Raw genomic sequence first — 23,294 nt, 5'->3', positions numbered from 1 at the left:
ACGCCCCCATCGAGTGTTCTTTGGGAATCCTTTCATTGGAGAGGTAGTTGGCTTTGAAGAGATATCTGATCGGCATTGTCGTCTTTACTTTGCGGATGCAATTCTTGGAATTTTGGATTTGTATAGTGTGTTGAAATACCAGAGGCTATTGTATAGAATTGACTAGTAAAAGTGTAACCCATGTGAGTGATCTAAAGTGTTACCGATGTGCCTTTCCATACAAAGATGGGCTGGAGTAAAGGGACATAATGATTCAATTGCATAGATTCCATTGTAGATTTCAAAATCGGTTAAGTTCCTTACAACTATCGTCTGTTTTAACAGAAATAAATTCAATAAATTAAACAAATTCTGACTAGAACTCCATTCTAACCCTAGTTTGGGAATCAAATGGACAAGTCTTGACCCTATTTCCGCTTTTTCTTAGACTCCTAGGATGCGCAAGGCCCTTTTCGTCATAGGAATTCTTTCTACCGCTCTTTGGTCCAATCCAACACTGCATACCCAATTTCCCACAATCGATCGAGAAGGAGACAACCTTGCCGATCCAAACCTAGCATGGCAAATCCAACAAAGGATCACTCCTGAAATTGATGGGCAAAATATTTTTAGCATTCTGCATCACAGTGATGGGAAGTCGGCCATCATTGGAACAACAGATTTTTCTATCTATCGTATCAGTTTATTGGATGGCAGTTTGATTTGGAAGGTAGAAACAAAAATTAAATACCAAAGAGAATGGGATGGCACCAAAATTTATGATGTATCCCCTGACGGGATTTCTTTCTTAAGTTTTGGTCAAACTGATAATGATTTGCAGTCATCAGAACGATTTTTAGTCATCCGATCTTCAAATAACGGAAGTATAACGAAGAAATTTTCTTCAGAGTTTTCACTTTTTTATTCGGTTACTGCTGATATAGATTATCGTTATCCAGGAGATGAAAGCAAAAAAAACAGAGAGGAAGCAGGACTTTCTCCGAACTGGATTATGACAATCGACAATGCAAAGTATATTGATGGCGGAAAACGAATTCTTGTTTCCTATAAACATAATATGGACGGTCCTAACTTTTATGATCGAAGATTAGTGATATATGATTCGACCTCAGGAAAGAAAATAAACGAATTTCAATTAACAGCCGATCCAGATTCTGCGGATTGGACCCAACCGGCTGGATTCGAAACTGCGCACCATCAATTCCCATACCAGTATGTCAATAAACGTAATACAATTATATACGGCAATGCCCATGGCAGAATTCATGAAATCAACGAATCGATTATGGTTCAAAATAGTAACATTCCACTCGTGGAAGAAAAGAAGGCAGGTTCTATTGTTTATACTCCGCTGAGTACTTCACCTGATTTAGAAATCAAAGATAGGCAAACCATTCGTTCCGTAACAATCTCTCCTGATGGCAAGATGTTATACTGTTCAGCAGGAATCGAAGGTGGTTATATCCAGGTTTATGGATACAATTTAGAAACAAAAAAAGAAATGTTCCGATCTACTTTTTTTGATGCGGGGGAGCTCATCGCACCATCGAACGACATACTTGTTATCGGTGGATTATTTTCTTCAGGAAAATTCAACATCGTCGATACAAAAAAAGGAATTTTACTTTTTGCATCCAATGAAAACGACAATTACATTCATCCTCATATTTTTTCTGTAAACCCAAAACTAAGAGAAGTTTTGGCTCTTTCTTCGACACGCGAACTTCTTATCCTTCGTCCCCAAGGAGCGGAAACTCCATGGTAAAAGATTCAAATTCTAAATTCTTTATTCGTTTTTTATATTACACCACTCTCGTTTCCTTTCTAACGTTTCCTCTATTAGGAACAGAATTGGATTTATCACAAATGAGAGATCCTAAAACGATCAAAGAAAAAGTTAACAAAGGTTATGATGTCAATGCAAAACGTTCTGCAGATGGAAACACTGTACTTCTTGCTATGATCAATATGGGAAATGATGCGACGGACAAACCAAAACTATTTCAAATTCTTTTACAAGCAGGGGCCGATCCGCAAACAAAGGACCAATGGGGAAAATCGGCAATTGAATTTGCAGAAAGACAAAACAATCCCAAGGTTCTGGGACTATTAAAACACGAATGAAACAAAAGACCAATACTCGATTTTTACCTAAGGGCCTTTCCATTTTACATGAAGACAGAGACATTCTCGTAGTAGACAAACCAGCGGGACTACTCACGATCGCTACCGAATCAGAAAAATCAAAAACTGCCTATGCCGCACTAATGGACTATGTGAAGAAAGGAAGTGAAAGATCTAAAAATAGAATCTTTATCGTCCACAGATTAGACCGAGAGACTTCTGGAATTTTGGTTTTTGCAAAAACAGAAACAGCCAAACAAACCCTACAGGAATCTTGGGAGAAAACAAAAAAAATCTATCTGGCTGTAAGTCATGGAGTTTGGAAGGAAAAGGCCGGCACCATCCAATCCTATCTTGTAGAATCCAAAGCCCACCGAGTTTATTCCACCGACGAACCCGAGTTAGGAAAATTTTCTAAAACAAAATTCAAAGTTTTAAAAGAGACCAACTTGTATTCTTTATTGGAAATTGAACTACTAACGGGTCGTAAAAACCAAATCCGAGTCCACCTCTCTGATAAAAAACATCCCATCGTTGGTGATACAAAGTACGGAAACGATACAAGAACCTATCCTCGAATGGCATTACATTCTTTTTCTATCCAATTGACTCATCCGTTTAATAAAGAAGTACTTACTTTTGAAACAAAAATCCCAAGTTTTATCACAGGACTTGTGGGTGGATATGAAAGGAACATAAATGAAACATAAAGGATTTATCTTCGATATGGACGGAGTTGTTGTCGATAATCACTCTTATCATTTTAAAGCTTGGATGGAATTTTCTAAAAAGTATCATTTCCCATTAAATTCAGAAATCTACAGAGATACTTTCAATGGAAAAACCAATGCTGATCTTTTTCGAATGATTTTTGGAAATATCTCCGACAAAGAAATCAAACAGTATGGAGATGAAAAAGAAAGTTGCTACCAAAACTTGTATAAAAATGAAATGAAACCCCATACAGGTCTTGTTGAGTATTTACAATTTCTAAAAGACAATCACCTGAAAATTGCTCTTGGAACTTCTGCTCCCACAATGAATGTAAATTTTACTCTGGATACTTTATCACTACGGCCTTTTTTTAATGTGATTGTAGATGGGCCGATGGTGACTCAAGGCAAACCCCATCCGCAAGTGTATGAACTTTGCGCCAAGGAATTAGCACTAGATCCAAAAGACTGTGTGGTGTTTGAAGATTCTCTCGCAGGTTTACAATCAGGAAAATCCGCAGGATGTTCCATCATAGGTGTGTCCACATCGCATACCGAATCAGAATTAAAAAGTCATGTAGAACAAATCATTCATGACTTCACCGACCCAACTGTCTTTCGTTTATAAAAGTTTTACTCTTGAAAGTCAGTGAGTAAATTTCCCTTTTTGTTTGATAGATCAATGCGAATGACTGCAGTTCTACCATCGTCCGTGTAAGACAAGTCATCAAAGGACAACTTACGAGCCATAAAAATCCCACGACCATGTGTTTTAAAGGCATTTTTTGTCATTGCTTCGACAGACAAATACCTTTGCCAATCAAAACCTTTCCCTTGGTCACTCACTCGAATTTCTATATGATGGTCATTTTTTTCAAAAGTAACTTTTACAAATTTATCTTTGAATTCGGGAGTTTCTAACCTTCTAAAAATTTCTTCCATAAGTTTATCATTATCATGAAGCTCTGATTTTTCCTGATAGGAAATACCCAAATTTCCATGTTCAATGGCATTGTTTAAAATTTCCATAATCCCAGTTAACACACGTTCGGGATCAGGACAAGCATTTGCGAGTAGTGGTGCCAACTCATGAGACTCGCGAATGGATCGAATCCGAAACTCTCCCGTAATCATATGCCTAAGAGCACCCATACCTTTATGGAGGTCTTCTTTCGCACGTTGGAGTTTGATAAAATGTTCTACCGCTGTTTGTACGATGCGAACTAATAAAGTTCTAGAGTAAGGTTTCGTAAGATAATAAAAAGCACCGGCATCCAGTCCTTCTGTCATATCCGTGACAGAACTCATTGCTGTTTGAAAGATAACAGGAATATCTTTATACTTTTCAGATCGTTTGATTTTTTTTAAGAGTTCAATTCCATCCATCTTTGGCATGAGTCTATCCAAAATAATTGCATGGAACAATGTAGAATCTGAACTAAGGATTTGAAATGCTTCTTCCCCATCTCTTGCTTTTACAACAGTAAAACCTTTATCAGAAAGAGACTCATCAATGATCATCAAATTGATCATCTCGTCATCCACTGCTAGTAAATTAATCATCGAAGTCCTTCACGAGAACAAGGAATTAACATAGTAAAAATTGCTCCTCTATCTTCATGGTTCTCAGCATACAACAACCCGTGGTGGTCATTGACAATTTCTCTGGAAATAGACAAACCAAGTCCTGTACCCTTAGTTCCTGCTTTCATTTGTTTGGATTGGATGAACTTTTCAAAAATTTTATCCAAATCTTCGGGAGGAATTCCCGGTCCAAAGTCACGAATTTGTATTCCGATACCATTGACATACGACTGAGTTTTTCTCGGAATAAATTCTCTTCGGACCATACTAATTTCAATATTAGTGTCATTTGGGATGAATTTTAATGCATTTGATAAAATATTTCGTATTACCTGTTGGATTCTCTCGTAATCGAACTCAGCTTCCCAACGTTCTTCCTTATCTAGTAGAACAACTGTGATCCCTCTTTTTTCCAAAATTACACGCATTTCATTGATTACAAATTTTGTAGTCTCTTTCAGACAATTTTTCTCAAATAGATATCGCATCTTTCCAGACTCTAGTTTAGCAATATCCAATAAATTCTCCAGTAAACCTAACAATCGTTTACCTGAAGAATCAATGATTTGAAAGTATTCTTTAATTTTTTCCGGTGGAACCGTTGCTGATTTTTCTTCTCCTAGTTCGGCATAACTCAAAATCGCATGGATCGGTGTTTTTAGTTCGTGTGAGATATTGGCAAGAAAAAGCGACTTCATATACGATGCTTCTTCTGCAATATTTTTGGACATCTTTAAGTCCATAGTTTGACTTTCTACCAAATCTTCTAAATGATTTCTATATTGATATAACTCCTGTTCTTGGGTTTTTCGGAGACTAATGTCTCGTAAAATTCCCGTAAACATTTTACCTGTCTTCGTTCTAAATTCTCCAACAGACAATTCACAAGGGAATACTTCACCTGACTTTCGTTGTGCGACAAGTTCCCTCCCTACACCAATGATATGTTGGATACCTGTCTCTTTATATCTTCTCAAGAAAGTATCATGTTTCCCCTTATATCCATCGGGTATGATAATGGTAACGTTTTTACCAATGACTTCTTCATGACTATAACCAAAGGTATTTTCTGCAGTTTTATTAAAAAATTGAATGATACCTTCATCATTAATGATGACAATTGAATCAGCGGCATTCTGTGCCATAGAAAGGAATCTAGACTCACTTTCTAAAAACGCATTTTCTAAACGTTTCCTTTCTGTGATGTCCCTATGATTCGACATGATATATCCTTCATAAAGGACAACAAATCGCACTTCCACATAACGAATATTTGGTTCAATTCCATAAGAATACTCTTTCCAAAACACTTGGCTCTTCTTCTCCGATAAGTAAGCAAGGGCTTCTGCTGTGATTTCACGAAGATTGGGAGGTAGGCCTACATCGATGTGTTTGCCGAGAAGGGTTTCTGGTTTATCTCCAATATTGACAAACCTTGATGTTTTATAATCAACAATGATTCCATCTCGATTGATTTTGAGCCAAAAATCGGGATTGGACCTAAGAAGATTTTCCAATTCACGTAATACAACTTCCGCTGGAAATTCGGAAGGATTCTGCCAAATCCGGGAGAATGAAGAATTAGGTGCCATTGAGTAAAGTCCTGATTAGGAGTCTCTGAAAGATCGCTATTTTCGGAAAGAAATTGTAAGAAATGACGGTGAAAAAAGAATCAACGTAAGGATTCTCCTCTTGTTTTACAATCACCTCATCAAACCAATCCTGTTTCACTTAGATCCAGAATCAGCACATCATCTTGTGTCAGGTTTTCTTTCGCTCTCCCAAAAAATTCCATTTTTCCATAAAACCCTTTCCACTCTCTTCGAATACAAATCGGAAAGATTAAAACAGACCATCCAAGGAATCCAATTTCCAAATCCTTTAGGTCTTGCCGCAGGTTTTGATAAAACAACAGAACTTTTTCCTACAATGATCCACATGGGATTTGGATTTATCGAAGTAGGAACCATCACTGCCAAAGAACAACCAGGCAATGACAAACCTCGTCTCTTTCGTTATCCAACACACAAGGCACTCATCAACCGAATGGGTTTTAACAACCCCGGTGCTGATATCGCTGAATCCAATTTAAAAAACCAACAAAAGTCTGGAGTTCGTGGGATCAATGCAGGAAAATCTAAAGTCACTGAATTAGAAAATGCAGTAAGTGACTATGTATACACGTTAAAAAAATTAGTTCCTTATGGAGACTATGCTGTGATCAATATCAGCTCTCCGAACACTCCAGGCCTTCGTTCTCTCCAAACCAAAAAAAGTCTGATTGAACTTATCGAAGGGATCCAATCTGCTTTCGATAAAAAATTCCCCATTCCATTGTATTTAAAATTTGCTCCTGATTTATCAGAAGAGGAATTAATTGAAAACCTGAATGTTTGTTTGGATTACAAAATTAATGGTGTCATTCTCACAAACACTACATTGAACAAAGATGTACTCGGTGAAAAAAACCCACCAGAAGGGGGACTCTCTGGTGGACCTCTCTTCGAAAGATCTCTCCGCTTTGTGTCACTCGCTTACAAAACTCTCAAAGGAAAAATCCCAATTATCGGCGTAGGCGGAATTGACTCTGGGGAAAAAGCACTACGAATGATCGAAGCCGGTGCCAACCTCGTTCAAATTTATACAGCTTATATTTATGAAGGACCCTTTTTACCTTACCAAATTTGTAGTTACCTAGACAAAACAGTAAAACAAAAGAAACTATCGAATATCTCCGAACTTGTAGGAACCGGAAACACATTATGACAACAACCAAACCCGGTGGAAAAATCTGTACACACTTCGGAACTTGCGGCGGATGTAACTACTTAGATATTGATTACACCAAAGAACTTCGAAAAAAAGAACAAAACATCAAAGAACTGTTTAAAACTTATCGCCACTTAGAATTTCGTACCATTGTTCCCAGTCCCTCTCCTGAATTTTATCGTCACAAAATTCAACTTCCTTTTGGAAGAAGAATCATTGGAAACAAAACCCTTCTTACTTTAGGTCTCTTCAATAAAGAATCCACATTTGTCCTAGACCAAACCGAATGTGATATCCAAGATCCGGGTCTAACGGAAATTGCTTTGGCCGTCAAACAATGGGCTAGGCGAGAAGGACTCCTTCCTTATAACGAAAAATCCAAACGGGGGATGATGAAATACCTTGTGGCTAGAAAATCTTTTTCTACAGGAGAAATCATTCTTGGGATTGTCACTGCCAAAGAAGATCTACCTCATCCCAAAGACGCTTCGAAAAGACTTCACACGGCCATCCAAAACCGAATTGGAAAAACAGGCAAACTCGGCAAAATCGTTGGTATCATTCATAATATCAATACAAAGCACACCACCATGGCCCTAGGTCGCGAAGAACATCTGTTATGGGGTAGACCGTATATCCACGAACATTTTGGAAAACATAAATTCCGTGTTGGCCTTTCTACTTTTTTGCAAGTAAACCCCATCCAAACTCCGAGTTTGTACAACTTAGTATTAGATGAAATCGAACCAGAAAGTCGAGTGATCGATGCCTATTCTGGAATTGGGACCATTTCCTTTTGGATTTCTGGAAACTGCAAAGAAGTAATGGGAATCGAAGAAAATCCCGCTTCTCATAGAACGGCCCTCGAATCGATCAAATACAATCACGTACACAATGTACGATTTCGCAAAGGTAGAGTGGCCGAAGTATTACCATCTCTCTATGGAAAAAACTACGACACATTGGTTCTCGATCCCCCAAGGGTTGGCCTCGGTGCCGAAGTGGCAGAAACCATTTTAGGAATGGGATTTAAAAAAATTGTCTACGTATCTTGCGATCCTCTAAGCCTTCGAGAAGACACAAACCTACTCGCCAGACAATACTTTTTAAATTCAGTCCAACCAGTCGACATGTTCCCAAGAACCGATCATGTCGAAACTGTCGCTGTATTTAGAAATAAAAATCTCACATAACATCCATTACAAATTCAGAGGCTTTTTTACTAAAAGCCATAATGGTAAAACTGGGATCCACACTTACACCGGTAGGAAATACAGAAGAGTCTGCGACAAACAAATTTTGAAACCCGTGAACTTGGTGGCGAGAATTCACCACCGAGGATGCCGGCGATTTTCCCATCCGACAACCACCGGCAGGATGGGGAGCTGCCATCGGAAATTCGGCAGGCCGCCAAGCAAGGGCATCAATTTCTTCTTTCTTTGGCATTTTAGAATATTTCCGAAGTTTCATCCCAGCAAGGAACACTTCTTTGGCACCGGCTTCAAAATTGAGTTTCATTTGTTTATAGGTAAGATCACTAAAGATCTGTTTGGTGATTTTTCCAAATGGATAATGAATTTTTCTTTTGCCGAATAAATCCACTTCGATCGATCCAAGTTCCCCATCCACATCATCAATCCAACCAATGGTTCCGCCTAAGTGTTCCATTTGTTTCATATAAAAAAAATGTTCTTTTCCAAAACTAGGGATGAGAGCCGCAAGTGTCGCCGGTTGCAATTGGTTTGGCATCAGCATATACCCACCTTCCCTATAGTTCCCATTTTGGTAACGTGCCAAACGAAATCCCTCGACTCCATAGGCAGCCGGGATATTACGCCACTGGACGATTGGCTCTTCATATAACGCATGTATCATGGGAGAAGGATTGATCGCAAGGAATTGTCCGAGAGCAGGTAATCTTTTTTTGAGACCATTCCGAAGTAAAAAAGTAGCACTCCCAAACCCTCCGGCAGATACACAGACAGCTTTGGCTTGAAAGGACACCTTTGTGGCCGTTGGCCTTAAAGTTCGCCGGTCGATCACCACAGCTTCGAGACCTGTAACTTTCTGACCCACAAAGAGTAATTTTTCTGCCCGAAGGTCTGTATAAACATCCGTTCCTAATTGTACGGCTCTGGGAATGTGAGTCACAAGTTGCGACTGTTTGGCGCCGAATAGGCATCCTTGCATACAATGACCGGACTTTTGGCAGTTTTTACGAGCTTGCGGGACGGCATGACCTTCCCAACCTAACCGTTGTGAGGCACCACGAAACAAACGATTCATTGGATTAAAATATTCTTCCCCCGCCGGTGTTACATGAAGGTCATTTTCTAATTCTGGCCAAAAGGATTTTAAATCTTCCGGTAAGTGGTGTTCGATCCCGTATTTTCGGTTCCATAACAATAATCGATCTTCTGGTGTGCGGTAACTGTCTGCCCAGTAGTGGACCGAAGCCCCTCCCAAATTATTTCCATACACAAGATTGATCCCACCATCCGCAGTTGTATGGAAGTTTCTCTCGGCAGAAACCTTTCCTCCCATATTCAGCTCATTGTTATCAAAAGTTCCAGTATGATAATTTCCCCCTTGTTCAATCAGGGCCACTTTCAGTCCCTTTTTAGAAAGTTCGTAAGCCATGGTAGACCCACCACATCCTGAACCAATCACCACAACATCGGCGATGATGGTTTCCTTTGGATGGTAGGACCGATAATCACGATAAATTCCTGACTTCATATTATACCCCTTTTCCTTTCACCAAATTTTGGTAATGGATTCTTGCTTCACTCCACTTCTCAGGTGGATTGGCAAAGGGACCAGGATAGGAAATGGATTTCCATGTGGATTTGTGTCCGTAATAAACAAGACAAACCAACAGTTTTAAATTTCCAACCACAGCTCGCAGAATATCGGAATCTGTTTCTGCTAATTCCAATAGTAGTTCTTCGCGTTTTTCCAAACTTAGATTTGAAAAAAAAGCAAACTGTCCGTAAAGAAGAGGAAGGTATTCCATAACCATCACAGCGGAATGGAAATCTTCCTGAATTTCTTCCGAAACAAAATACAATTCCTCATCTAATCTTCGCATAACATTTGCTTCTTCTAAGTTAGGCATTCCTGGTTCTGTAATCGGTAGGACCACTTCGGCAAAAGCAGTGACAGTTTTAGTCTCCGAATCACTAAAATAGAAATATCGGATTTTGGATTTAATCCCCGCACAGAATAGCAGAAGTGCGAGAAAGGATTTTCTAGAGAAAGAGTACATACAATCTTCCTTGGTTTTTTTCTTCTTTTACAACGTTCAAAACTGGTTTTCCCCCAAGAGATAAAAAGGCATCGCCACCTGCTTTCATATCCCAAATCTCTCCCCGAAAAAACACATTGATTCCCGCCTTTACCTTAGGATCTTTCAGGCGCCCCAACATGGCGTATTTTTTCCAAGCAGTCCTTTCTGAAATAGAACCAATGTCTTTGGGATCGATATCTTTAGGATTCGCATAACCGTTGTAACCATTCCATTTGGTGGTCCACGCATCAGCGGGTGAAACAAAGGAGGGAACAGCTAAAAGTTCTGCTTCTGATTTTTGTAACTCTTTGTACACTTCAGGAAACCAAGAATCTGCACAGACCATAGTATACAATTTCCCAAGAGAAGTTTGGTAAGTGGGATTTTCTTCTAACTTCCCCTCAGTTAAAAATTCTTTCTCCTCAATGATGGGAAAAAGTTTACGAACGATTTGGTCATCCACTCGACCATCGGGATGAAAATAAAAACTTACATTTTCCAAGGGGCCATCGGTTGGAGTGATTTTTCCTTCAATGACTTTCGGATGAGGAAGGACAATGGAACCCGCCACAATCGCTACCCGATACTCAAGGGCAAGCCGTGCAAACACCGATTGGTATCTATCAGACATCTGCCATGCCTTCATTCGAAAGAGTGTTTCTTTTAAAGTATCAGCCGAGTAAGAGTTGCTAAATAGATAATGCCAAAGAAAGGATCCTAAGTTTTGTTTTACCAGAATTTCCATCGCCTCTTGGATTCTAGTGGCGGCAAAAATCGATTTGTCATCGGCCGTCACCACAAGCCAAGTTCCCGTATATTCTGGAAGAACAACAATACTGCGATCGACAAAGAGAAGTTCCTTCTCTTTTGCCATTTGAAAGTAATCACGTAGGGCGAGATAAAAACTATCTTCTGTTGCGTAGCTGTACTTGTTGAGATAGGGTTCTATCCCTACAAAACTTCCACGTTTGCCTGTTCCTTCTCGTTGGATGTATACCTTTGGTTTGGGAAGGAACTTCGTGATTTCCTCCTGAGGCACAACTTGCTTTTGACACTGGATCGTAAAAATGCTAAGGCTTACAAAAACTGAGAGAGAAAGGAAAAAACGCATCCACCAAATCTACTACACATTTTCGATTCAGACAATATTTAATTGTGTTCTTAGTTTTTTCTTTTATTTTGACCTTATTCTATGAAAGAGAAACCTGCTCCCAAAAAAATCGTTCTCGCTTACTCCGGTGGATTAGATACTTCCGTTATCCTGGCTTGGTTGAAAGATACCTACGGTTGTGAAGTCATTGCTTTTTGTGCCGATGTTGGTCAAAAAGAAGAGCTTACCGGTCTCGAAGAAAAAGGTAAAAATACCGGAGCCTCCAAAGTTTACATCCAAGACCTTCGTTTGGAATTTGCACGTGATTTTATTTTTCCCGCCATTCGCGGAAATGCAATTTATGAAATGCGTTATCTATTAGGTACTTCTCTCGCAAGGCCACTCATTGCCAAAGCTATGGCAGAAGTTGCTACCAAGGAAGGTGCTGATGCTTTCTCTCACGGCGCTACAGGAAAAGGAAACGATCAAGTTCGTTTCGAACTTACTTTCAAAGCTCTTTCCCCAAATTTACAAATCATTGCCCCTTGGAGGACTTGGGATTTTGGTGGCCGAGCCGACCTCATTGAATATGCAAAGAAAAAAGGAATCCCTGTTCCCGTAACAGCCGCTAAACCTTATAGTATGGATCGTAACTTAATGCACCTTTCATTTGAAGGTGGAATTTTAGAAGATCCATTCAATGAACCTAAAGAAGATATGTTTATCTTAACGGTTTCTCCAGAAAAAGCTCCAGACAAACCAACTTACTTGGAATTGGATTTTGAAAATGGAGACTGTGTTGCTATCGATGGAAAAAAAATGAATCCACTCGAAGTGATGGAGACCTTAAACGATTTAGGTGGAAAAAACGGAGTCGGAAGAGTCGACATTGTAGAAAACAGACTTGTAGGAATCAAATCTCGCGGTGTCTATGAAACTCCCGGTGGAACCATTTTACACATTGCCCACCGCGATTTAGAATCCATCACACTCGATCGTGACACCCAACACAAAAAAGACGAACTCTCTCAAGAGTTTGCTCGTTATATCTACAATGGTCAATGGTATTCTAACCAAATGAATGCGCTCCGGGCTTATATGGATTACACACAAAAATATGTAAACGGAACTGTGCGAATCAAATTGTATAAAGGCAATTGTACGGTCGTGGGCAGAAAATCAAACAAGTCCCTTTACAACGCGGGACTTTCCACTTTTGAAAAAGAAGAGTTGTACAACCAGTACGATGCCGAAGGGTTTATCAACCTTTACGGACTTCCCATGAAAGAGTGGGCTCGGGTAAATAAATAAGATGAAAAATATCGCCGTATATCCAGGTTCTTTTGACCCGTTCACCAACGGTCATCTCGACATTATACGGCGAGCTCATCCGTTATTTGAAGAGATCATCATAGCAGTCGCTATTAACTCCAAAAAAAGCTCTCTTTTTTCACCAGAAGAACGGGTGGAAATGATTGGAAAGGTCTTTAAGGGTTGGGACAAAATCAAAATCGATACTTTTGAAGGCCTCACGGTCGATTATTGCAAAGAAAAAAACTCTCGTGTTATTTTACGGGGACTTCGGGCTGTCACAGATTTCGACTATGAATATGCAATTTCGCTTATGAATAAAAAATTAGCCCCAGAAATCGAAACTTATTTCTTAATGGCAGACAATGAGTACTCCTTTGTATCCTCAACCATCGTCAAAGAAGTAGCAAGACATGGAAGAGCTGTATCTAACCAAGTTCCGGACATTGTGGGCGAAGCTCTTACAAAAAAATTCTCCGTTTAAGGCGAAAATGAGGATACTATGAAAACACGTTCTTCTGTCTTTTACGGCTTCACCTTACTTCTATTTGGTTCTCTTGGGTATTTCCTATTACAAGCCGGAAGTCTACTCGAAACAGCCAAAAATATAGTTTTAGTTTCCAATGAACATTTGGATACGGAGAATTTTTTTAACCGGTTCCACCATCCGTTGGCTCTTCTTTTTCTTCAAATCATCATCGTATGTGGATCAGCAAGATTTGTTGGCTACGTATTTTCACGTAAACTCAAACAACCCTCCGTCATGGGAGAAATTGTCGCAGGGATTTTGCTTGGACCCTCCCTTCTCGGTTACTACTTCCCAGAAACCATGGGATTTTTGTTTCCACCGGCAAGTCTTCCTACTCTCGGAACACTGAGCCAAATTGGTTTGGTTCTTTTTATGTTCATCATCGGGATGGAGTTAGATTTATCCGTTCTCAAAAACAAAGCGCACTCTGCGATCATCATAAGCCACGCGAGTATCATATTCCCTTTCTTTTTAGGAATGATTCTGGCTTATTTTTTTTATACAGACTATGCTCCTGAAAATGTAGGGTTTTTATCTTTTTCCCTCTTTATGGGAATTGCCATGAGTATCACTGCCTTTCCTGTCCTTGCAAGAATCCTTCAGGAAAGAAACCTCACAAGGACACCACTCGGTGCTATGGTTCTCACTTGTGCTGCTGCCGATGATATTACCGCTTGGATCTTACTTGCGATCATTGTTACCATCTCCAAAGCCGGTAACCTTAACACAGCCCTATTTACCATTGGATTGTCTTTTGCTTATATCCTAACCATGATTTATTTGGTAGCACCCTTTCTCAAACGATTGGGTTCTATTTATATCTCTCGTGAAAACCTAACACGAACGGCTGTGGCTCTCATCATGATGATTCTATTTCTTTCCTCACTCACAACAGAGGTAATAGGAATTCATGCGTTATTTGGCGCCTTCCTTGCCGGTGTGATTATGCCGGCCGAAGGAAATCTAAAAAAACTCATCGCAGAAAAAATCGAAGACATAGCTGTCATTTTGTTTTTACCGATATTTTTTGTCATCACTGGACTCCGGACTGAAATTGGCCTTCTCAACGATTCTCATCTCTGGTTTGTTTTTGGATTGGTAATCCTCGTTGCCGTTGTCGGAAAATTTGTAGGAAGTGCCTTTGCTGCAAAAATTGCAGGTTCTAACTGGGAAGACTCTCTTTCCATCGGTGCCTTAATGAATACGCGAGGCCTTATGGAACTTGTGGTTCTCAATATTGGATATGATCTCGGAATCTTAAGTCCCGAAATCTTTGCAGTCTTTGTCCTTATGGCACTTGTGACCACTCTCTCCACAGGTCCCCTCCTGGATGGAATTCAAAAATTCTTCTCCAAATCTGAAAAATCCATTCAGACAGAAAAACCAGCAGATCGCAAGTTACGGGTGTTAGTGGCCTTCGCCCAAGAGAAAATGGGAAAAAGTTTAGTTCGTTTTGCATATTCTCTCTCAGGAAACCAAAAGAAAAATTTAGAAATCACTGCCCTGCACATTTCACCAAACGATTCCCTTTCTAATGAAGAAATTCGTCGTTACAGAGATGCTAGTTTTGAGGCCATTCGCCAAACAGGCTCAAGTATGGGAATCCAGGTCCAAACCGAATACCGCATTACAGACAATGTCACTTATGAAATTGTTAATTTTGCAAAAATCAAACATACAGACATCCTCCTCATCGGTGCCGCCAAACCCCTATTTTCCCGGAGTTATACGGGAGGGAAAATCAAAGGAATCCTAAACTATTGCCCCGCAACGGTTGGGGTTCTTATCGACAATGGTCTCGAGTCTGTGGAAAAACTGGCCATTCTTTATAAAGGGGAAAAAGACCCAATCCTAGGTTTTGCCCAAAAACTAACCTCACTCAAAGGAATGAAGTCGAACAAAATCAAGGTGGAAGACCTGGTCCAACCAGAAACTGATTTGAATCCTTACCCGATTTCCTTAAATAAAATCACAGGATTTTCACTGATCCTCATTGATCTAAATGTTTGGGAAGAAATGGGATTTGAAAAAATGGATCTTCTCCCAACTTCTTTTCTTTTGGTTCGTTTTTTAACCACCTAAAGATTCGATTGCTTTTTTCGGTTTCTCCAAGCTTTTGGAGATATGGAAAGAACTTTTATCATGCTTAAACCCGATGCTGTGAAAAACAAACACATCGGTGACATCCTTCAAAGAATTGAAAAAGAAGGATTTAAAATCCTAGGACTGAAATCCTTAAAACTCAGCCTCGAAGACGCAAAACAATTTTACGCAGTTCATGCGGCTCGCCCCTTCTACAATGACCTTTGCACATACATGGCATCTGGACCTATCGTTGCTTGCGCTCTAGAAAGAGACAACGCAGTGGCTCATTGGAGAGACGTCATCGGTGCCACTGACCCGAAAGAAGCGAAAGCAGGAACCATCCGTGCCCTCTTTGCAGAAAGCAAAGAAGCAAATGCGGTTCACGGTTCTGACTCTGTAGCAAACGCACTCCAAGAAATTGCGTTTTTCTTCAAAGGGTATGAACTTAACTAAGTTTGAAAAAAAACAAAGATCGGTTCTTTAGATAGAACCGGTCCTTTTCCAAGTGCCAACTCACCTTTCCAATATTCTAAAAACCTCCAAACAATTCTTCGATTCTTTTTTTGAATCCTATACAAAAGAATTATTTTCTCCCAACACTCGCATAACGGATGCTTGCTTGTATAGCCTTCGGGCAGGTGGAAAACGAATCCGACCCATTTTTGTAATCAATTCTTTTTTTAATCCAGATGAACTGCCGTTAGAAGCCAATCTTAAAGACCATAAGTCTGTTTATTTAGCTTCTCTGGCTGTGGAATGCATTCATACCTATTCTTTGATCCATGATGACTTACCTGCTATGGACAATGATGACACCCGTCGCGGTTTGCCTACTTGTCACATCCAATTTGATGAGGCTACGGCTATCCTTGCTGGTGATACACTCAATTCCCTTAGTTTCTATCTATTGTCTTTAATTGAGACAACTGACCCCAATACCATTCGTGATACCATTCAAATCCTACACCAAGGTGCAGGCATCCAAGGTATGATTCTTGGTCAAATGGAAGATATCGAAGAAGAAAAAAATCCCAGCACCAAAAATAGAGAATCTAAACTCACATCCATCCATGAAAAGAAAACCGGTGCTTTGATTGAAGCATCCTTTCTTTTGGGAAACCGACTCCGACCCGATTGGAAAGACAGAGAGGCTGTTATTTCTAGTTATGCGAAAGAAATTGGTTTATTATTCCAAATCACAGATGATATTCTGGATGTGGAAGGAAATCTACAGGAACTTGGAAAAACTCCTGGCAAAGATGCCAAGGCCGGCAAACTCACCTATCCTGGCCTTTATGGGATGGAAACAGCTAAAAAGTTAAGGGATGAATCTGTCACTCGGGCAATTTCTCTTGTGTCCGACTTACCTTCCTTAAACAATGAATTCTTTTTAGGATTGCCCAAATACATTGCCGAAAGAAAAAATTAGACTGGATGAATACCTCGTTCGTGAAGGTTATGCGATTGACTTAAAATTTGCACAATCGTTGGTTCTCTCTGGCTCCGTCCTAGTAAACGATGTAGTGGTTTCCAAAGTGGGAACTAACATATCACCTAAAGACAATGTTCGTACAAAAGAAAAAATCAAAACCTATGTATCCCGAGGAGCTTACAAACTGCTTGGTGCTTTCAAATCCTTTTCAAATGCCAATGTTCAAAACAAAACCTGTATTGATTTAGGTTCCTCCACAGGCGGATTTTGTCAGGTGCTATTAGAAAAAGGGGCCTCTCGTGTCATCGCAGTGGATGTTGGGTATGGGCAATTGGCACAAAAAATTGCCAATGATCCCAAAGTCACAGTTTTTGACCGCACCCATTTAAAAGATCTTACCATAACCCAGTTGGAACCTCTGACACCAGAAACTTGGATCACAATGGATTTAAGTTTTATATCGCTTGTGCCCGTTTTTGGATCACTCGTCACTTTATTTCAATCCAGTCCCAAGATTGTTTGGCAAGGGATATCTTTATTCAAACCACAATTTGAAGTCCATCCATCACAATTGGATCGGGGAGTCCTCAAAGATTCGCATAAGATTGGCTATACGATACGTAATGTATGGCGAAAAATTAAAAGATTAGATTCTAAACTAAAATTTTTGGGGCTTGCGGAATCTCCCATCCAAGGTGCGGATGGAAATAGAGAATTCTTGATTCGATGGGAATGGAAAAGTTAGGCCGAAATTAATTAAACAGTAAAACCAGACACAGCTTCTTTCAGTTGGTCAGTAGTAAAGGGTTTCATCAAGTATGCATACGATGGGTTTTGATTGATTCTCTGTTTGGCGGTATCATCTAGAAAACCTGTCAAAAATAATACAGGTACTGAGAACTGTTCTCTCAAAGACTCAGCCGTATCAATTCCATCCAAAGATCCTTCCAGATTGATATCCATCAGGATCAGATCCGGAACTTTTTCCGAAACTATTTGGAAGGCCTCATCCCCAGAAGGTACAACCGCAATCACATGAAAACCGAAGGATTCGATTTTCTGTTTGATATTGAGTCCGAGGAAGGGCTCATCCTCAACGATGAGGATGTTTTTTTTCGTCATATATGCTTTATTTTATAGGGGGGGGTCTGTTAAAAAGTAAAAATACTCTATGGCAGATAAAAGTATCAAACAACCCGAGAATGTACCAGGAAAATACTATGTCGACCAGACCTGTGTTCCCTGTAGCGACTGTATTAAGGAAGCTCCTAACTTATTACAATACAATGACGACGAAAGCCACATTTTCTTTAAAAGCCAACCCACAAACCAAACCGAGGAAAAACAGGCAAAAGCGGCAATGGCAATGTGTCCTGTGGACGCAATTGGGGACGATGGTGAGTAATTAAGTATTATAGAATATTCGGATATTTTCAGCAACTATGTCTGGTTTTTCCAAATGGATTGCATGCCTAACTTTCGGAATCCAAACAAGTTTACTTTTTTTAATATAAGATTTCATTTTTTCCATCATAAATGGCGGGGTAATTTCATCTTCTTCACCGGCCAAAATCAAAGTCGGAATTTGAATTCCTTTCATTTTTGAATCAAAAAAAATCTCATCTTCTCGTCGTAAGGTATTTTCCTGTAAATACTCATTTGGCCTTTCGTTCCAAATAGTAACAAGTGTATGGCGAAATAAATATCCTGGTTCGGGAAATTCTTCTCCATACAAATATCGTAATAATAGGATCACTTGTTTTTCTGTTTTAGGGAAAAGGATTTTTCGCATTTTTTCTCGTTCTGGATGCGGAATCCCACCAGGAGCCAGAAGGATTAACTTTTGGACCCTTTTATGGATATCTTGTAAAACTAAATGTTGGGAGGTAAGCCCTCCCATGGAATGTCCCACTAAACAAATTTCCTTTAGTTCCAATTTCTCGAAACATTCAAGGAGTAAGTCGGCCCAAACATCAATTTGGTATAAATACTTTACTAAAGGTAACTTACTTTTTCCATAACCAGGTAAATCAAATACATAAAGTGGGTATCCATCATTTAACAGCTCTTTTATGACACGACGAAAGCCAAAACTTTCATCGAGTAATCCATGCAAAAAAACAATTGGTTTTTTGTTGCCATTTCCAAATTTCCAATAAAAAATTTTATGTCCTCCCATACCTACGAAACAGGGTATTCCACCCATATTTTTCATTGATTTACGTCTCTGGGACTGATAGTTTCGAAAAAGGCTTCGGTAAAAGTATTTAATCATAATGTGGAATTCAAAAATTGAAAGACTATCGCAGCTACTCTCCCATTCCCAGAATGGATTAGTTTTCGTCGATCTTAAATCCAAACAAATCCTTTATATCAATGAAATTACAATAGAACAATTGGATCTGAAAAATCCGAAGTCATTGGAGGTTGAAAATCTTTTTTGTGATCATGAACTTTTGATTTCAGAAATCCACACACATCCGCAATCCAAAAGTGAATACAAATGGTTCCTAAAAAAACAAAATTCAGAAAAGGTTGCTGTCTCTGTTCATTATTCCTCATTAACGGAATTCTTTGATTCAAATTCAGAAATTTATGCAATTACCATCAATTGGAATCAAATATTCGCAGAGGAAAATTCCGAAATCGTTGACCATTTAGAGATTCCGTTCTTCCAAACCGACTTAGCAGGCAATTTACAATATGCTAACGATCGTTTTATTGATTTATTTAAGATATCACCGAATCAAATTCAATCATATACTATAGCAGATATTCTAACTTTACCCGAAAATTTTACGAATGAAATTTTGAAACGGAATACAAAACAAATTCTTGGGCTCCAACAGCACGTTGAAAATTCGACTACTTTTCAATTACAAAGTTTTATTACAACTGAACGGGGAAAACCCAGTGGAATTACCGTTCTCTTATTTGACCTTTCGGAATTACAGAATGCAGAACGAATCGTTAAATATGGTGAGGACAAATTAAGAACATTCTTTGCTACCATGAACAATGGTTTTGTGATTATTAACAAAGAAGCAAAAATTTTAGAAATAGCTCCTATTTTTAAGTTTTTATTATTCCAAGTTTTTGCATTTGAAGTTGGTGAAGATATTTTTCATTTCTTCGATGAAAAAAGGAAATCCAAATTGATGGACGTACTCGATTCTGTTATCGAAAGTCAAAACACACAAACTACAGAATTTGATTATGTTCTTCTCGGAGAAGAAAGGACTTTCGAAATTCGTTTTATTCCCGTTAGACGATATGATCCCAACGATAAAAAAATTATGTTAGTATTTTCAGATATTACGGAAGCAAAACGTATGGACAGGCAACTCATTGAATCAATGAAATTTGCGAGTATTGGTGAAATTGCAGCTGGACTGGCCCACGAAATCAACAACCCACTGCAAAGTGCTCTATTGTATTTAGATGACTTAATCACCGTCGATGAAACGGATTTAAACGAACGCCGAAATATTCTAAAAAAAATCGAATCGGCAAATTTGCGGATTCGCGATTTAGTTAAGGCGTTACTTGATTTGGGAAGGATGGAAAGCCCTAATCGTGATTTTGTTTCGCCCTATTATATTTTAGTTCGCACTAGCGAACTTGTTGAGGTCAGTTGTCGAAAAAAAAATATCAATTTTACAAGGCATGCTGGACCAAATTTACCGGGAATTTTTGTTCGATGGCAAGAAATTGAACAAGTATTGATCAATTGTGTGGTAAACTCTATCAATGCACTTTCCGAAATGGAAACAGGGAGACAATTTCCAAAAATCGAATTAGGAATCGATTTAATCAAAAACCAGAAAAAAGAATGGGTTGTATTTTCTGTCGAAGACAATGGTCCTGGAATCGATGATGATACCTTGGAAAAAGTTTTTTTACCCCTATTTACAACAAGGAGAAATAAACAAGGAACAGGTTTGGGACTTTCAATTTCAAAAAAGATTATCGCAGAACATGGTGGAGAAATCTATATTAAAACAAAGGAAGGAACAGGAACAAAGGTAGAGATTTACTTACCTGCTCATACAGATGATAATGGATAAGATTTTAATTGTAGATGATGAGGAAGATATTCGGATCGCTTTAAAGAGAGTTTTATCTCGAGAAGGATATCAAATTGAACTCGCTGAGTCTGCAGCCGAAGCAATACGAAGAATTTCATCAGGAGAAACCTTTTCTGTTGCTATATCAGATATTTTGATGTCAGGAATGTCTGGTATTGATTTTACAAAGTTTATTGCTGAAAAAAATATTAATTTACCTGTGATTCTAATCACTGGAAATCCAAACCTTTCCTCAGCTGAGTCTGCCATACGTTATCATGCCTTTGAATACATCTCCAAACCTGTGGATAGAACACAAATTTTATCAGTTGTTAAACGGGCAGTAGAAGTTAAAAACCAAAAAGATTCCGATTTAGAAAAGTTGATGTTATCGGAAAAATTAGAAAGAGCTCTTCGAACGCAAAATTTAGATTTAAACCGACAAAATGCGGCTATATTAAATGCCACTTCGGACGCTGTCATTACTATCGATTCAAAACTAACAATCGTTTCTGCAAATAAAGCAAGTTTTGAAATGTTTCGATTTCATACCCCTTTGGATCTAATTGGACAATCTGTAAAGCTTCTATTTCCAGAAAATAAAATTCAGAAATATATGGGCCAGGTTTCCAAAGTCCTAAGTGAGGAAGAAAATAAATCTGCACTACAGCTTTCTGATGTTACATTGTTACGTTCAGACCTTTCCACTTTTTTAGCAGATATTGCAATTTGTTCCTATAGTTTAGATGGGGATACTTATTACACGGGTGTTATTAGAGATGTGACACAAAAAAAATAATGGTCGAACAATTGATTCATTCGGAACGCCGAGCATTTTTATCAGTGGTGGCTGCAAGTATTGGGCATGAAATCAATAACTCCCTGACCGCCATCCAAGGTTTTGTGGAAATGGCTTCTAGAGAAAATGCTGACACGATGTTGAAAGACCGTGCATTAAAAGTGACTCTGAATCAGACAGAAAAATTAAGGGCTCTGACATCCAATTTGTTACAACTTGGAAAATCATTAAAATCAAATACTGAACAATCCAAAATACTCAACTTAAACAAAGAAATTTCATCAGTTCTTCAGGTATTTAAGGAAACAGCAAAATTAAAATACTGCCAGATCAAAAGGGAAGATTCTTCCGAAGATATACCGATCCGAATGAATCCAGATCAATTTGCTTTGTTACTCTCGAATATATTATTAAATGCCGCCGATGCCACTAGTAACATTGGTACTATTGAAATTTTATCCTACCAGGATCAAAAAAATTCTCATCTCATTGTTACTGATGATGGTGACGGAATGTCGCCTGAAACCTTAGATAAAATTTATGAACCCTATTTCACAACAAAAGAATTAGGGAAAGGAACCGGGCTTGGAATGTTTGTAGTCAAACAAATTGTAGATAATTTTGAAATTCGATTAGAAATTGAATCGCTTGCTGGCAAAGGATCTAAATTTCATTTTATTTTTCCAAAGGCCATAGAATCATAGTTGCTAAGTGAATCCTGAATTTAACAACTCCCAATTAGAATCAGTACTTTCTCGATATGGCAAAGATTGTAAAATGGTTCCCTTACAAGAGGAAGCTTCCACAAGGCGATACTTTCGCATCACAAGTTCTAATGGAAAAGAAGAAGTAGTTTGTGCTGATGAAGCAGTAAACGAAGATTTTATCATTATCTCCGAATATCTTAATGCCAATGGAATTCATGTTCCCAGAGTTCTTGATGTAGATAGAAAACTGAGTCTCACCTTTATGAGTTTTGAAGGTTTAAATGATTTTAGCACTTACAACCTAAAAGATTATAAAAATAAATTTCCAATTCTTATAGATTTAATTTTAAAACTCCAGTCACTTGATCCACCTTCTTTAGTCAAAACCAGAAAATTTGATACTGAGAAACTTAGTTTCGAAACTAACTTAACCTTGGAAAAGTTCGAAGGGTTTCGCAAACAATTTCATATCAAAACTGAAATTTCCAATGAAGCAAGGGCTTTTATTGAAGAAACCGTTGGTTATTTAAACAAATATCCTATTAATGTTTTCACTCACCGAGATTTCCATTGTCGAAATATTTTAATCCCAACAAATACAGATTATGCATTAATAGATTTTCAAGATGCAAGGATGGGTGTTCCACAATACGATCTAGCCTCCATTTTATATGATGCCTACTTTCCTTTACCTAGAGAGTTTCGTTCTTTAATGTTAAAATCATTTCAAGAGAGAAATGTAGACCAATGGTATGAGGAGGTCAGATAGGTAACAAAAGAGACAACTCACATGGG

General features: G+C 38.6%; 22 protein-coding genes and 2 pseudogenes. 17 read left to right on the top strand and 7 right to left on the bottom strand.

Annotated features, from left to right (window positions below; all coding sequences use genetic code 11):
* The 5 genes and pseudogenes from LEP1GSC199_RS22325 to LEP1GSC199_RS13645 all read left to right on the top strand — a co-directional run.
* A pseudogene (locus LEP1GSC199_RS22325) lies at nt 1-166 on the top strand (IS481 family transposase); the annotation flags it as partial.
* A gap of 270 nt (nt 167-436) precedes the next feature.
* Entirely contained in the window at nt 437-1,765 is a 1,329-nt protein-coding gene (locus tag LEP1GSC199_RS13660) for a hypothetical protein (RefSeq protein WP_002984964.1), read from the top strand.
* Nucleotides 1,759-2,124: an ankyrin repeat domain-containing protein gene (locus LEP1GSC199_RS21880; protein ID WP_002984953.1), complete on the top strand. Its 366-nt coding sequence runs from the start codon at nt 1,759-1,761 to the stop codon at nt 2,122-2,124. Before LEP1GSC199_RS13660 ends, LEP1GSC199_RS21880 begins: the two co-directional genes overlap by 7 nt.
* Nucleotides 2,121-2,834: an RluA family pseudouridine synthase gene (locus LEP1GSC199_RS13650; RefSeq protein WP_002985006.1), complete on the top strand. Its 714-nt coding sequence runs from the start codon at nt 2,121-2,123 to the stop codon at nt 2,832-2,834. The genes LEP1GSC199_RS21880 and LEP1GSC199_RS13650 overlap by 4 nt, the downstream gene beginning before the upstream one ends.
* Entirely contained in the window at nt 2,824-3,465 is a 642-nt protein-coding gene (locus LEP1GSC199_RS13645; RefSeq protein ID WP_002985002.1) for an HAD family hydrolase, read from the top strand. Before LEP1GSC199_RS13650 ends, LEP1GSC199_RS13645 begins: the two co-directional genes overlap by 11 nt.
* A gap of 5 nt (nt 3,466-3,470) precedes the next feature.
* Here LEP1GSC199_RS13645 and LEP1GSC199_RS13640 read toward each other — a convergent pair whose 3' ends face one another.
* Both LEP1GSC199_RS13640 and LEP1GSC199_RS13635 read right to left on the bottom strand, forming a co-directional pair.
* Nucleotides 3,471-4,400 (bottom strand): response regulator, encoded by a 930-nt coding sequence (locus tag LEP1GSC199_RS13640; RefSeq protein ID WP_039926856.1) that lies wholly within the window; start codon nt 4,398-4,400, stop codon nt 3,471-3,473.
* Nucleotides 4,397-6,013, bottom strand: coding sequence for a sensor histidine kinase (locus LEP1GSC199_RS13635; protein ID WP_002985057.1), 1,617 nt, complete (start codon nt 6,011-6,013; stop codon nt 4,397-4,399). Before LEP1GSC199_RS13635 ends, LEP1GSC199_RS13640 begins: the two co-directional genes overlap by 4 nt.
* A gap of 100 nt (nt 6,014-6,113) precedes the next feature.
* Between LEP1GSC199_RS13635 and LEP1GSC199_RS13630 the strand changes: the two genes are divergently transcribed.
* Nucleotides 6,114-7,187, top strand: a complete 1,074-nt coding sequence (locus tag LEP1GSC199_RS13630) for a quinone-dependent dihydroorotate dehydrogenase (RefSeq protein ID WP_002984995.1) — start codon at nt 6,114-6,116, stop codon at nt 7,185-7,187.
* Nucleotides 7,184-8,383, top strand: a complete 1,200-nt coding sequence (gene rlmD / locus LEP1GSC199_RS13625) for a 23S rRNA (uracil(1939)-C(5))-methyltransferase RlmD (protein ID WP_002984951.1) — start codon at nt 7,184-7,186, stop codon at nt 8,381-8,383. Before LEP1GSC199_RS13630 ends, rlmD begins: the two co-directional genes overlap by 4 nt.
* Here the strand turns inward: rlmD and LEP1GSC199_RS13620 are convergent.
* The 3 genes from LEP1GSC199_RS13620 to LEP1GSC199_RS13610 are packed head-to-tail and all read right to left on the bottom strand — an operon-like array spanning nt 8,376 to nt 11,590.
* Nucleotides 8,376-9,929, bottom strand: a complete 1,554-nt coding sequence (locus LEP1GSC199_RS13620; RefSeq protein WP_002985038.1) for an FAD-dependent oxidoreductase — start codon at nt 9,927-9,929, stop codon at nt 8,376-8,378. The genes rlmD and LEP1GSC199_RS13620 overlap by 8 nt on opposite strands.
* Nucleotide 9,930: 1 nt before the next feature.
* Nucleotides 9,931-10,458, bottom strand: a complete 528-nt coding sequence (locus tag LEP1GSC199_RS13615) for a hypothetical protein (RefSeq protein ID WP_002984943.1) — start codon at nt 10,456-10,458, stop codon at nt 9,931-9,933.
* Nucleotides 10,442-11,590 carry a nitrilase-related carbon-nitrogen hydrolase gene (locus tag LEP1GSC199_RS13610; protein WP_039926853.1) on the bottom strand — a complete coding sequence of 383 codons (1,149 nt, stop codon included), beginning with the start codon at nt 11,588-11,590 and terminating at the stop codon, nt 10,442-10,444. The genes LEP1GSC199_RS13615 and LEP1GSC199_RS13610 overlap by 17 nt, the downstream gene beginning before the upstream one ends.
* An 81-nt stretch (nt 11,591-11,671) precedes the next feature.
* On the opposite strand from LEP1GSC199_RS13610, the gene LEP1GSC199_RS13605 reads away from it, so the two are divergent.
* From LEP1GSC199_RS13605 to LEP1GSC199_RS13580, 6 genes are read left to right on the top strand one after another with little or no spacing between them, the layout of a single operon-like run.
* Nucleotides 11,672-12,880, top strand: a complete 1,209-nt coding sequence (locus tag LEP1GSC199_RS13605) for an argininosuccinate synthase (RefSeq protein ID WP_002984983.1) — start codon at nt 11,672-11,674, stop codon at nt 12,878-12,880.
* Nucleotide 12,881: 1 nt separating this feature from the next.
* Nucleotides 12,882-13,364 (top strand): pantetheine-phosphate adenylyltransferase, encoded by a 483-nt coding sequence (gene coaD, locus LEP1GSC199_RS13600; RefSeq protein ID WP_002985004.1) that lies wholly within the window; start codon nt 12,882-12,884, stop codon nt 13,362-13,364.
* Nucleotides 13,365-13,382: 18 nt separating this feature from the next.
* On the top strand, nt 13,383-15,491 hold the full coding sequence (locus LEP1GSC199_RS13595) for a cation:proton antiporter domain-containing protein (RefSeq protein WP_002985021.1): 2,109 nt from the start codon (nt 13,383-13,385) through the stop codon (nt 15,489-15,491).
* Between the two features lie 42 nt (nt 15,492-15,533).
* The gene (locus LEP1GSC199_RS13590; RefSeq protein WP_039926851.1) at nt 15,534-15,947 is read left to right on the top strand and encodes a nucleoside-diphosphate kinase; all 414 of its coding nucleotides are present in this window, start codon (nt 15,534-15,536) and stop codon (nt 15,945-15,947) included.
* Between the two features lie 52 nt (nt 15,948-15,999).
* Nucleotides 16,000-16,923 (top strand): polyprenyl synthetase family protein, encoded by a 924-nt coding sequence (locus LEP1GSC199_RS13585; RefSeq protein ID WP_039926849.1) that lies wholly within the window; start codon nt 16,000-16,002, stop codon nt 16,921-16,923.
* Nucleotides 16,904-17,671 (top strand): TlyA family RNA methyltransferase, encoded by a 768-nt coding sequence (locus LEP1GSC199_RS13580; protein ID WP_002985025.1) that lies wholly within the window; start codon nt 16,904-16,906, stop codon nt 17,669-17,671. The genes LEP1GSC199_RS13585 and LEP1GSC199_RS13580 overlap by 20 nt, the downstream gene beginning before the upstream one ends.
* 11 nt (nt 17,672-17,682) lie before the next feature.
* On the opposite strand, the gene LEP1GSC199_RS13575 is transcribed toward LEP1GSC199_RS13580, so the two are convergent.
* On the bottom strand, nt 17,683-18,048 hold the full coding sequence (locus LEP1GSC199_RS13575; protein WP_002985054.1) for a response regulator: 366 nt from the start codon (nt 18,046-18,048) through the stop codon (nt 17,683-17,685).
* 49 nt (nt 18,049-18,097) lie between these two features.
* On the opposite strand from LEP1GSC199_RS13575, the gene LEP1GSC199_RS13570 reads away from it, so the two are divergent.
* Nucleotides 18,098-18,331: a ferredoxin gene (locus LEP1GSC199_RS13570; protein ID WP_002985044.1), complete on the top strand. Its 234-nt coding sequence runs from the start codon at nt 18,098-18,100 to the stop codon at nt 18,329-18,331.
* Here the strand turns inward: LEP1GSC199_RS13570 and LEP1GSC199_RS13565 are convergent, their stop codons facing one another.
* Nucleotides 18,332-19,132: an alpha/beta fold hydrolase gene (locus LEP1GSC199_RS13565; RefSeq protein WP_232420785.1), complete on the bottom strand. Its 801-nt coding sequence runs from the start codon at nt 19,130-19,132 to the stop codon at nt 18,332-18,334.
* A gap of 70 nt (nt 19,133-19,202) precedes the next feature.
* On the opposite strand from LEP1GSC199_RS13565, the gene LEP1GSC199_RS13560 reads away from it, so the two are divergent.
* The 3 genes and pseudogenes from LEP1GSC199_RS13560 (at nt 19,203) to LEP1GSC199_RS13550 (ending at nt 23,268) form a co-directional block, all read left to right on the top strand.
* A complete protein-coding gene (locus tag LEP1GSC199_RS13560; RefSeq protein WP_002984981.1) occupies nt 19,203-20,993 on the top strand; it encodes an ATP-binding protein in 1,791 nt (596 codons plus the stop codon).
* Nucleotides 20,986-22,496 (top strand): annotated as a pseudogene (locus LEP1GSC199_RS22195) (two-component system sensor histidine kinase NtrB). Before LEP1GSC199_RS13560 ends, LEP1GSC199_RS22195 begins: the two are co-directional and overlap by 8 nt.
* Nucleotides 22,497-22,503: 7 nt before the next feature.
* A complete protein-coding gene (locus LEP1GSC199_RS13550) occupies nt 22,504-23,268 on the top strand; it encodes an aminoglycoside phosphotransferase family protein (protein ID WP_232420784.1) in 765 nt (254 codons plus the stop codon).
* The last annotated feature ends 26 nt before the right edge of the window (nt 23,269-23,294 follow it).

Source organism: Leptospira vanthielii serovar Holland str. Waz Holland = ATCC 700522 (assembly GCF_000332455.1).
Lineage (GTDB): Bacteria > Spirochaetota > Leptospiria > Leptospirales > Leptospiraceae > Leptospira_A > Leptospira_A vanthielii.
This window is presented reverse-complemented; position numbering and strand designations above follow the sequence as displayed.

Excerpts from the sequence above, each read along its gene's own strand:
- LEP1GSC199_RS13660 (WP_002984964.1), top strand. The coding sequence starts at position 437 with ATGCGCAAGGCCCTTTTCGTCATAGGAATTCTTTCTACCGCTCTTTGG.
- LEP1GSC199_RS21880 (WP_002984953.1), top strand. The coding sequence starts at position 1,759 with ATGGTAAAAGATTCAAATTCTAAATTCTTTATTCGTTTTTTATATTAC.
- LEP1GSC199_RS13650 (WP_002985006.1), top strand. The coding sequence starts at position 2,121 with ATGAAACAAAAGACCAATACTCGATTTTTACCTAAGGGCCTTTCCATT.
- LEP1GSC199_RS13645 (WP_002985002.1), top strand. The coding sequence starts at position 2,824 with ATGAAACATAAAGGATTTATCTTCGATATGGACGGAGTTGTTGTCGAT.
- LEP1GSC199_RS13640 (WP_039926856.1), bottom strand. The coding sequence starts at position 4,400 with ATGATTAATTTACTAGCAGTGGATGACGAGATGATCAATTTGATGATC.
- LEP1GSC199_RS13635 (WP_002985057.1), bottom strand. The coding sequence starts at position 6,013 with ATGGCACCTAATTCTTCATTCTCCCGGATTTGGCAGAATCCTTCCGAA.
- rlmD (WP_002984951.1), top strand. The coding sequence starts at position 7,184 with ATGACAACAACCAAACCCGGTGGAAAAATCTGTACACACTTCGGAACT.
- LEP1GSC199_RS13620 (WP_002985038.1), bottom strand. The coding sequence starts at position 9,929 with ATGAAGTCAGGAATTTATCGTGATTATCGGTCCTACCATCCAAAGGAA.
- LEP1GSC199_RS13615 (WP_002984943.1), bottom strand. The coding sequence starts at position 10,458 with ATGTACTCTTTCTCTAGAAAATCCTTTCTCGCACTTCTGCTATTCTGT.
- LEP1GSC199_RS13610 (WP_039926853.1), bottom strand. The coding sequence starts at position 11,590 with ATGCGTTTTTTCCTTTCTCTCTCAGTTTTTGTAAGCCTTAGCATTTTT.
- LEP1GSC199_RS13605 (WP_002984983.1), top strand. The coding sequence starts at position 11,672 with ATGAAAGAGAAACCTGCTCCCAAAAAAATCGTTCTCGCTTACTCCGGT.
- coaD (WP_002985004.1), top strand. The coding sequence starts at position 12,882 with ATGAAAAATATCGCCGTATATCCAGGTTCTTTTGACCCGTTCACCAAC.
- LEP1GSC199_RS13595 (WP_002985021.1), top strand. The coding sequence starts at position 13,383 with ATGAAAACACGTTCTTCTGTCTTTTACGGCTTCACCTTACTTCTATTT.
- LEP1GSC199_RS13590 (WP_039926851.1), top strand. The coding sequence starts at position 15,534 with ATGGAAAGAACTTTTATCATGCTTAAACCCGATGCTGTGAAAAACAAA.
- LEP1GSC199_RS13575 (WP_002985054.1), bottom strand. The coding sequence starts at position 18,048 with ATGACGAAAAAAAACATCCTCATCGTTGAGGATGAGCCCTTCCTCGGA.
- LEP1GSC199_RS13570 (WP_002985044.1), top strand. The coding sequence starts at position 18,098 with ATGGCAGATAAAAGTATCAAACAACCCGAGAATGTACCAGGAAAATAC.
- LEP1GSC199_RS13565 (WP_232420785.1), bottom strand. The coding sequence starts at position 19,132 with ATGGGTGGAATACCCTGTTTCGTAGGTATGGGAGGACATAAAATTTTT.
- LEP1GSC199_RS13560 (WP_002984981.1), top strand. The coding sequence starts at position 19,203 with ATGTGGAATTCAAAAATTGAAAGACTATCGCAGCTACTCTCCCATTCC.